The following is an 8,432-nucleotide window of genomic DNA, read 5'->3' on the forward strand; positions in this document are numbered from 1 at the left end:
CGCAACAACCTTCTCGATCAACATATTTGTCGACAGGGAGGGTCACTCGACCATCAGCTCTGCACCATCTCCCCTTCACCTCCCCGTTCCCCCTCGGACACCCGCTCCTGGTGCTCCCTCACCGCCGTTCCACCCGGCGGCAACGCGAGCCGGTCGGGCGTCGCGGCCGCCACCGAGACCCGGCGCGACTCCAGCGCATTGACGATCCATCCGGGCACCGGCTCGCCCGCCGCCCCCACCCCGGCCGCCGCCACCGACTCCGGCGGCTGCCCGCGCACGCCCGTCGCCCAGCGGAACGCCGAGGTGCCACGGGTGAGGTCGTGCCCGACCGACCGGGCGCTGATCTCGGCCCGACTGCGCTTCACCCCCTCTTCCGTCCACTCCCGCACCCTCAACCGCCCCGTCACCACCACCGGATCGCCCTTGGCCAGCGAGCCGATCAGGTTCACCGCGAGCGCCCGCCAGGCCGTCACCCTCAGCCACTGCGTCTCGCCGTCCACCCAGCAGGCCCGCTCCTGGTCGTAGCGCCGCTCGGTGCAGCCCAGTCGGAAGTTCGCCATCGGCACCCCGCCGGCCGTTTCCCCGTAGCTCACCTCCGCCACGACATTGCCGAGCACCGTCACATGCGTCTCGCTCACGACCCACCCTCCGTTCCCACCGATGAACCGCACGGAATCGAGCGGTGCGAGTCGAGAGTGCGCCTCGGAAGAAATCCCGGCCACCGCGTTCCGAAATCCTGTGGACAACTCCTAGGCCGATCGGCAGGGTGAAAATCGGCAGTCACTCACAGGGGTGAATTTCGGCCTTCGTACACCGCCAGGCCGCCCGTTCTTCGCGCTCATGACAACAAACTGGCAGATCGCGACCCCGGCCGGAGCGTGGCGGAAGACCGGACCGGAGCCGTCCGCGCACGTCATCCGACCGGAGCAAGCCGAATACGACCCCCCACCCGCACCGGCGGCGGGACATTCTCCGTGTCGAATCCATAACGGGTGGGGAGGCAGCCCCGTAACGAGTGCACAACGTCCGGCCCGGAACTGTCCCAGACCGCTGCACGCACGGTCTTCACCTGCGATTATCGGACCGCTCCACCGAACCGACACACCAACGACGGTGTCGTCACACCCGACCGAGGAACTGGACACCCTTATCCTGTCCCCGACAGGGCGAGGGCCCACCAACCCCCACCCCCACCCTCAGGCACGGGGCCGGACCACGCGCGCCCACAGCGCTCGTCGCCCGATCCCGGCCACGGTCACGCCCGCCAGGGCGCCGTCCGTCCCGCCCCCATAGCTCAGCGGATAGAGCACCCGCCTTCTAAGCGGTAGGTCGCAGGTTCGAATCCTGCTGGGGGCACCACCCTGCAATTCCGCAGGCCACCGCGCACGTGAACACTTTCCGTGGCCGTATCGGACCTCCGGGTAATCCCGTACGCACCGCACATAACCCGTGACAATGCGTGTCATGACCGCCACGAAAGCCCGTTCGCACGGGAAATCCGGAATTACGGGCGAATCCCCCACCCCTGAACGAAACCGCCCGGCCCGATCGCCCCGAACGGCCGGAGCGGCCCAAAGTCCGGGAACGGCCCGGTCGACCGATCGGTGAATCCGGGGCGAATGCCCGACGACGGCACCCCGGAGCTCCGCGCTAACCCGCCGAACCCGTACTGTCGGCCGAACCCGCCGAACCCGCCAGGCCCGCCAGGCCCGCCAGGCCCGCCAGATAGGCGTCCAGCAGGGCGGTCTGCCGCTCGGCCGGGAACTCCGCCGGGGCGAACAGCGACTGCACCACCAGCCCGAGCACGAAGGCCTGCGCCGCCGCCGCGAGCCCGGCGGGATCGGCCCCGGCGGGGAGCTCGCCGAGCCGCTGGGCGTCCGCCACGTGGCCGGTGAGCACCACCCGCGAGCGGGCGTAGCGCCCCGCGTGCGCGGCCGCCAGCTCCGGGTCCGCCAGCGCGATGTCCCAGGAGCTGACCCAGATCCGGTTGCCGGACTCGGTCGCCTCGTCCAGCGGCAGCACGTCGAGCAGCGCGGCCCGCAGCCGGGCCAGCCCGGCCGGCGGCGGCGCGGAGCCGTCGGCCGGGGCCATCCGCCGGGGCCGGTCGGCGGAGCGGCGGTCCAGCTCCTCCAGGGCGTGGCTCAGCAGTGCCCGCTTGTTCGGGAAGTAGTGCGTCAGCAGTCCGGTGGAGGCGCCCAGTTCGGCCGCCACCGCGCGCAGGGTGAGCCCCTCGAAGCCCCGGGCGGAGAGCACCCGCCACACCCCCTCGGAGACCTCCGAGCGGCGGGCGTCATGGTCTCCACGGGCTGGCGTCATGAGGGCTATCGTACATACCAAACGTTTGTTATGAATGACGTCGACAGCTCGCCGCACCACTCCGAAAGGCCCGCCCGTGTTTTCCGTCCCGCTCGCCGAGAACGCCGAACTGCGCCCGCTGGAGCCCTGGCAGGCCCCCGAGTTCCTGGCCCACATCGACCGCGCCCGCGCCCACACCGACCCCTGGATCCCGTGGGCCACCCGCACCACCGACCTGGACTCGGCCCGCGCCACCCTGCAGCGCTACGCCGACGGCCAGGCCGCCGACACCAGCCGGATCTACGGCATCTGGCGGGACGGCACGCTGGTCGGCGGCGTGATGTTCGTGCACTTCGACGCCCGCAGCGGCAACTGCGAGATCGGCGCCTGGACCGAGCCGGCCGGCGAGGGCGGCGGGCTGATCACCGCCGCCGTCCGACAGCTCCTCGACTACGCCTTCACCACCCGCGGTCTGCACCGCGCCGAGTGGTGGTGCTCGGCCGCCAACACCCGCAGCCGGGCCGTGGCCGAGCGGGTCGGGATGCGGCGGGACGGCGTGCTGCGCGAGTGGTTCCTGCACAACGGGGTCCGCCACGACAAGGAGATCTGGGCGGTCCTCGCCCCGGACTGGGCCGCCGACCAGGCCTGAACACCCCGGCGGGTCCCGCGGACCGGGCCTCGGGCCGTACCGCACCGGGCCGACCTGAGAGAGTGGGCGCACCACGACCGACCGGAGGTGCGCATGGACCAGCCGCTGCTCACGCGGGACCGCTCCGCCCTGCCCGCCCAGGCCGAGGGCCTGAACGCCTACGTCGGCGAGGACGGCGTCGCGGTGCTGGAGTTCGCCCGCCCGCACCGCCGCAACGCGGTGACCCTGGCGATCTGGCAGGCGCTGCCCAAGGTGCTGGACCAGCTGGCCGAGCAGCAGGGCGTGCGCGCCCTGCTGCTGACCGGTGCCGGGAACACCTTCAGCGCGGGAGCGGACATCGCCGAACTCGCCGAGGTGTACGGCGATCCGCAGCACGCGGCCGACTACCACGCGGTCAACGTGGCCGCCGAGGAGGCCCTCGCAGCCTTCCCGCACCCGACCCTCGCGGTGGTGCACGGCGCCTGCGTGGGCGGCGGCTGCCAGCTGGCCGTCGCCTGCGACCTGCGCTTCGCCGCCGAGGACGCCCGGTTGGGGATCACCCCGGCCAAGCTCGGCGTGGTCTACCCGGCGGTGCCGACCCTGCGGCTGGCCCGGCTGGTCGGCCCGGCCCGGGCCAAGTACCTGTTGTTCTCGGGCGAGTTGGTCCGCGGCCGGGACGCGCTGCCGCTGGGCCTGGTGGAGCGGGTCCTGCCGGACGCCGAACTGGACGCCGCCGCACTGGAGTTCGCCCGGCTGCTGACCAACCGGTCGACCCAGACCATCGGCGCGGTCAAGGCCGCGCTGGCCGTCCCGGCGGACCGGGCGGCCGAGGCGCTGGAGCCCTGGGTGCGGCGCTCGCAGGAGGCCCCGGACGTGCGCGAGGGGCTGAGCGCGTTCCTGGAGGGCCGCCCGGCACGGTTCTGACCGGGGCCCGGCCGTCCTCCCCCGTCCCTCCGGGCCCGGCCGACGGGAACGGCTCGACGGGAACGGGCGGCACCGGCCCACGGGAACAGGCGACACCGGCAGCTCACGTACGATCATCCGACCGGCACCGCGCCGCCGACCCGTCCTCCCCCACCCGGAGCCAGCACCCCGATGACCGCCGAGGCCACGACCGCCCCCACCAGCCGGACGACCTGGGCCCGCCGGGTCACCGACGGCGTCGAGCCGAAGAACGTGATCATCGCGGTCTGCCTGCTGATCGGCGCCCTCCGCTACGGCTGGGCCGGCCTCGGCTGGGCCGTCTTCGCCGCACTGTTCGCGGCCGTCATCCCGACCCTGTTCATCCAGCGCGGCATCCGCAAGGGCACCCTGGAGGACCGCCACGTCGGCCACCGGCAGCGCCGGCTGACCGTCATCCCGTTCATCATGGGCTCGGTCGCCGTCAGCTTCGCGGTGATGATCCTGGCCGACGCCCCGCGCGACCTCACCGCGATGGTGGCGGCGATGTTCGCCTCGCTGGTCCCGATCCTGGTGATCACCGTCTGGTGGAAGGTCTCCGTGCACACCGCCGTGGCCGGCGGCGCGGTGGCCTGCCTCGGCATCGCGCTCGGCCCGCTGTGGCTGCTGCTCTACCCGCTGGTCGCGGTGATCGGCTGGTCCCGGGTGGTGCTCCGGGACCACACCACCGCGCAGACGGTCGTCGGCGCGGTGGTGGGCGCCCTCACCGCCGGGCTCACCTTCTGGGCCGCCCGATAGGCCGCCCGGTAGACCCGCCGGCCGTCAGCGGATCGGCACCCCCGAGATCGCCCGGGCGATGACCAGCCGCTGGATCTCGCTGGTCCCCTCGAAGATCGAGTAGATCGCGCTGTCCCGGTGCATCCGCTCCACCGGGTACTCCCGGGTGAAGCCGTTGCCGCCCAGGATCTGCATCGCCTGCGCGGTGACGAACTTGGCCGTCTCGCCCGCGTACAGCTTGGACATCGAGCCCTCGGCCGCGGTGAACGGCTGGTTGTTGACCGCCATCCAGGACGCCCGCCAGACCAGCAGCCGGGCCGCGTCGATCCGGGTCCGCATGTCGGCGAGCTGGAAGGCCACGCCCTGGTTGTCGATGATCGGGCGGCCGAACTGCTCCCGGGTCTTCGCGTAGTCCAGCGCCACCTCGTACGCGGCCCGGGCGATGCCGATCGCCTGCGCGCCGACGGCCGGGCGGGAGGCCTCGAAGGTGGCCATCGCCGCGTTGCCCCCGCCGCTCCGCCGCACGCCCTCGCGGGCCCGGGCCAGCCGCTCGTCCAGCTTCTCCTTGCCGCCGAGCAGGCAGCTGCCGGGCACCCGGACGCCGTCGAGCACCACCTCGGCGGTGTGCGAGGCGCGGATGCCGTGCTTCTTGAACTTCTGGCCCTGGCTCAGCCCCGGGGTGCCCGGCGGGACGACGAAGGAGGCGTGCCCGCGGGTGCCCAGCTCCGGGTCGACGCAGGCCACCACCACGTGCACGGCGGCGATCCCGCCGTTGGTGGCCCAGGTCTTGGTGCCGTTCAGCACCCACTCGTCCTTGGCCTCGTCGTAGACCGCCCGGGTGCGCAGCGCGCCCACGTCGGAGCCGGCGTCCGGTTCGGAGGAGCAGAAGGCGGCCACCTTGAGGTCCTCCGGGGTGCCGAACATCTGCGGGGTCCAGGTGCCGATCTGCTCGTCGGTGCCGTTGGCGAGCACCGCGACGGCGGCCAGCGTGGTGCCGACGATGGACAGCCCGATGCCCGCGTCGCCCCAGAACAGCTCCTCCATCGCGATCGGGATGCCGACGCCGGAGGGGTCGAAGTACTGCTGGGCGTAGAAGTCCAGCGAGTAGATGCCCAGCTTGGCGGCCTCCTGGATGACCGGCCAGGGGGTCTCCTCGCGCTCGTCCCACTCGGCCGCGGCGGGGCGGATCACGTCGGCGGCGAAGCCGTGCAGCCAGTCGCGTACGGCGAGCTGGTCCGCGCCCGGGTCCAGCGAGAACGTGCTGCTCATGGTGGGGCCTCCGCAGAAGGGCAGAAGGGATACGACGCGGGACGCGGCCGCCGGAACACGGCCACCGGTACGCGGCCCGACGGCCGCCGGGACGCGACCGCAGGATGCGACCCACCGGGGTGTTACCCCCGGTAACATCGTCGGAGTCTGCTACTGATTGGTAACCGATGTCAACGCCCAGGCCACCCCCGGATCCGAGGAGCAGCGCATGTCCCGAGAGCCCCGCCGCGAGCAGCTGCTCAACGCCGCCGACCGGGTCATCCAGCGCGAGGGGCCGAGCGCCAGCATGAACGCCATCGCCGCCGAGGCCGGCATCACCAAGCCGATCCTCTACCGGCACTTCGGCGACCGGACCGGCCTGATCAGAGCCCTGACCGAACGCCACACCGGCGGCCTGCTGGCCGCCGTCCGGCAGGCCCTGGCCGAACCGCTGGAACGCCGCGACCGGGTCGAACACGTCCTGGACACCTACCTCGCCGGGATCGAGGCCCGCCCCCAGGTCTACCGACTGCTCACCCACCCCGAGCCGGGCGACCCGAGCGGCGCCGGCAACGCCCTCGCCCCGGCGCTGCGGCAGATCGCGGAGGAGATCACCCGGGCCGTGCAGAGCCAGGTCGACCTCGGCGCCGACCGCGACCTGCTCGCCGAGGCCTGGGGCCGCGGCATCACCGGCATGGTGCTGGCCGCCGGGGACTGGTGGCTGGAGACCAGGCCCTGCACCCGCACCCGCATGGTGCAGGCCCTGGCCGACCTGCTCTGGGGACGCCTGGCGGCCGCCGCCGACCTGCCGACCGCCGTCCTGCCGACCGCCCCCGCCGAACCGAACGGCGACTGACCGCCCCCCGTTCCGCACCCGACGCCGGCCGAACTCCCCCTCCCCACAAGGCCCTTGTACACAAGGGGTGCGACCCGTCCGGGCGCGACCACTGTGCGCACGACCCTTGTGCGGCACCCGGCGGCACCGGCATCATCGGGCCCCCACCCCCCGCCGTACGAGGTCCCCGATGCGCCTGCGCCGCACCGCCGTCGCCCTGCTGCTCACCGCCACCGCCACCCTGACCGCCACCCCGGCGACGGCGACGGCCCACGCCCACGCCGGGCACCCCGCACCCTTCCCCACCGGCACGGCCACCGCCCCGGACGGCCGCACCGCGCTCACCGACGCCCAGGGCCGGCACCTCCAGCTGCGCGGCTTCAACCTCGACAAGTACGCCGAGGCCACCCCGGCCGACCTCGACGCCGTCGCCGCCCAGGGGTTCACCCTGGTCCGGCTGCCGGTCTCCTGGACCAGGCTGGAACCCGAGCGCGGCCGGCTCGACCCCACCGAACTGCACCGGATCGGACGGCTCCTGGACCGCGCCGACCGGCTGGGCCTGCTCGTCCTGGTCGACTTCCACCAGGACGTCTACGGGCCGGAGTTCGTCGGCGGCGACAACGGCATCCCGGCCTGGGCCACCCGCGACGACGGACTGCCGTTCACCCCGGACCCGAAGGACTGGTTCGCCGGCTACTTCCAGCCCGCCGTCCAGGCCGCCTTCCGCCACCTCTACGACGACCCCGACCTGCGCGACTGGCAGGCCGACTTCTACACCCGGCTCGCCCGCGAACTGCGCGGCCACCGCTCCCTGTTGGGCTACGACCTGTTCAACGAGCCGTTCGGCCCGGTGGCCGGCGACCCGAGCGACCCGGCCGCGCTCGCCTCCTCCTCCGCCGCCCTGGAGCGGGGCCGGCTCGCCGACATGTACCGCCGGCTGATCACCGCCGTGCGCCGGGTGGACTCCCGCTCCTGGCTGTTCGTCGAACCGACCGTGCTGGTCGGCCAGGGCGTGCCCACCGCCCTGCCCGGCCTCACCGACCCCCGCCCCGGCGCGCCCCGGCTCGGCTACGCCCCGCACTTCTACGACACCGCGGTGGAGAACGGCGCCGACTGGAACCCCGCCGACGGCTTCATCGAGCAGTACACCGCCGCGATCACCGGCTATCCGGCCGCCCACCACCTGCCCGTCCTGGTCGGCGAGTGGGGCCCGCCGAACTCCCGCACCCCGGGCAACACCGAACTGGTGCGCCGCCAGGTCGTTGCGATGGACGGCTTCGCCGAGGGCTGGACCATGTGGTACTGGTGCCGCGGCACCGGCGGCTACTGCGCGCTCGACCCGGCCGGCCGGCCCGCCCCCGGCGACGGACCCGCCTTCGGCCCGTACCCGGCGGCCGTGGCCGGGTCGGACGTCCGCGCCGCCGACGGCGTGGTCCGCTGGACGGCCGACGGCACCGGGCACCCCAGCGAACTGGTCCTGCCGCCCGCCGCGTTCCCGCGCGGCGCCCGGGTCGCCGTCTCCCCCGCCGACGCCCGGATCGAGGTCGAGCAGCCCGCGGACGGCCGCGCGGGCACCGTCCGGATCCGGCTCCCGCACACCCGCCCGGGCACGCCGGTGACCGTGCGCGTCACCGCCCGGTGATCCCGCCCTAGCTGTTCTGTCCCGTGAGGTTGGGGACGCGGGTGGCGGGTGGCTTGCCTGCGAGTGCGGTGTGTCCGCGGTGGTGATTGTAGGTGTGGAGCCATGCG

At 73.5% G+C, this 8,432-nt stretch carries 8 protein-coding genes and 1 tRNA gene; 6 read left to right on the forward strand and 3 right to left on the reverse strand.

The features are described 5' to 3' along the window. Window positions 1-53: 53 nt before the first annotated feature. Complete coding sequence (locus ABTZ03_RS06885) at window positions 54-638, reverse strand: single-stranded DNA-binding protein (protein ID WP_350511790.1); 585 nt, start codon at window positions 636-638, stop codon at window positions 54-56. Window positions 639-1,283: 645 nt separating this feature from the next. Between ABTZ03_RS06885 and ABTZ03_RS06890 the strand changes: the two genes are divergently transcribed. Then, a tRNA-Arg gene (locus ABTZ03_RS06890) sits at window positions 1,284-1,359 on the forward strand. A gap of 291 nt (window positions 1,360-1,650) precedes the next feature. Here the strand turns inward: ABTZ03_RS06890 and ABTZ03_RS06895 are convergent. After that, complete coding sequence (locus ABTZ03_RS06895; RefSeq protein WP_350511791.1) at window positions 1,651-2,316, reverse strand: TetR/AcrR family transcriptional regulator; 666 nt, start codon at window positions 2,314-2,316, stop codon at window positions 1,651-1,653. A gap of 76 nt (window positions 2,317-2,392) precedes the next feature. Here ABTZ03_RS06895 and ABTZ03_RS06900 point away from each other — a divergent pair, with 76 nt between their 5' ends. The 3 genes from ABTZ03_RS06900 (at window position 2,393) to ABTZ03_RS06910 (ending at window position 4,621) form a co-directional block, all read left to right on the forward strand. Continuing rightward, the gene (locus ABTZ03_RS06900) at window positions 2,393-2,944 is read left to right on the forward strand and encodes a GNAT family N-acetyltransferase (protein ID WP_350511792.1); all 552 of its coding nucleotides are present in this window, start codon (window positions 2,393-2,395) and stop codon (window positions 2,942-2,944) included. Window positions 2,945-3,037: 93 nt separating this feature from the next. Then, on the forward strand, window positions 3,038-3,847 hold the full coding sequence (locus tag ABTZ03_RS06905) for an enoyl-CoA hydratase/isomerase family protein (RefSeq protein ID WP_350511793.1): 810 nt from the start codon (window positions 3,038-3,040) through the stop codon (window positions 3,845-3,847). A 171-nt stretch (window positions 3,848-4,018) separates the two neighbouring features. Next, window positions 4,019-4,621 (forward strand): phosphatase PAP2 family protein, encoded by a 603-nt coding sequence (locus tag ABTZ03_RS06910; protein WP_350511794.1) that lies wholly within the window; start codon window positions 4,019-4,021, stop codon window positions 4,619-4,621. Between the two features lie 24 nt (window positions 4,622-4,645). Here the strand turns inward: ABTZ03_RS06910 and ABTZ03_RS06915 are convergent, their stop codons facing one another. Then, the gene (locus tag ABTZ03_RS06915; RefSeq protein WP_350511795.1) at window positions 4,646-5,869 is read right to left on the reverse strand and encodes an acyl-CoA dehydrogenase family protein; all 1,224 of its coding nucleotides are present in this window, start codon (window positions 5,867-5,869) and stop codon (window positions 4,646-4,648) included. Between the two features lie 208 nt (window positions 5,870-6,077). Between ABTZ03_RS06915 and ABTZ03_RS06920 the strand changes: the two genes are divergently transcribed. Next, on the forward strand, window positions 6,078-6,704 hold the full coding sequence (locus ABTZ03_RS06920; protein WP_350511796.1) for a TetR/AcrR family transcriptional regulator: 627 nt from the start codon (window positions 6,078-6,080) through the stop codon (window positions 6,702-6,704). Window positions 6,705-6,873: 169 nt separating this feature from the next. Then, on the forward strand, window positions 6,874-8,325 hold the full coding sequence (locus ABTZ03_RS06925) for a cellulase family glycosylhydrolase (protein ID WP_350511797.1): 1,452 nt from the start codon (window positions 6,874-6,876) through the stop codon (window positions 8,323-8,325). Window positions 8,326-8,432 lie beyond the last annotated feature (107 nt).

Origin of the sequence: Kitasatospora sp. NPDC096077, from assembly GCF_040303245.1 — a bacterium.
Taxonomy (GTDB): domain Bacteria; phylum Actinomycetota; class Actinomycetes; order Streptomycetales; family Streptomycetaceae; genus Kitasatospora.

Excerpts from the sequence above, each read along its gene's own strand:
- ABTZ03_RS06920 (WP_350511796.1), top strand. The coding sequence starts at position 6,078 with ATGTCCCGAGAGCCCCGCCGCGAGCAGCTGCTCAACGCCGCCGACCGG.
- ABTZ03_RS06925 (WP_350511797.1), top strand. The coding sequence starts at position 6,874 with ATGCGCCTGCGCCGCACCGCCGTCGCCCTGCTGCTCACCGCCACCGCC.
- ABTZ03_RS06910 (WP_350511794.1), top strand. The coding sequence starts at position 4,019 with ATGACCGCCGAGGCCACGACCGCCCCCACCAGCCGGACGACCTGGGCC.
- ABTZ03_RS06905 (WP_350511793.1), top strand. The coding sequence starts at position 3,038 with ATGGACCAGCCGCTGCTCACGCGGGACCGCTCCGCCCTGCCCGCCCAG.
- ABTZ03_RS06895 (WP_350511791.1), bottom strand. The coding sequence starts at position 2,316 with ATGACGCCAGCCCGTGGAGACCATGACGCCCGCCGCTCGGAGGTCTCC.
- ABTZ03_RS06915 (WP_350511795.1), bottom strand. The coding sequence starts at position 5,869 with ATGAGCAGCACGTTCTCGCTGGACCCGGGCGCGGACCAGCTCGCCGTA.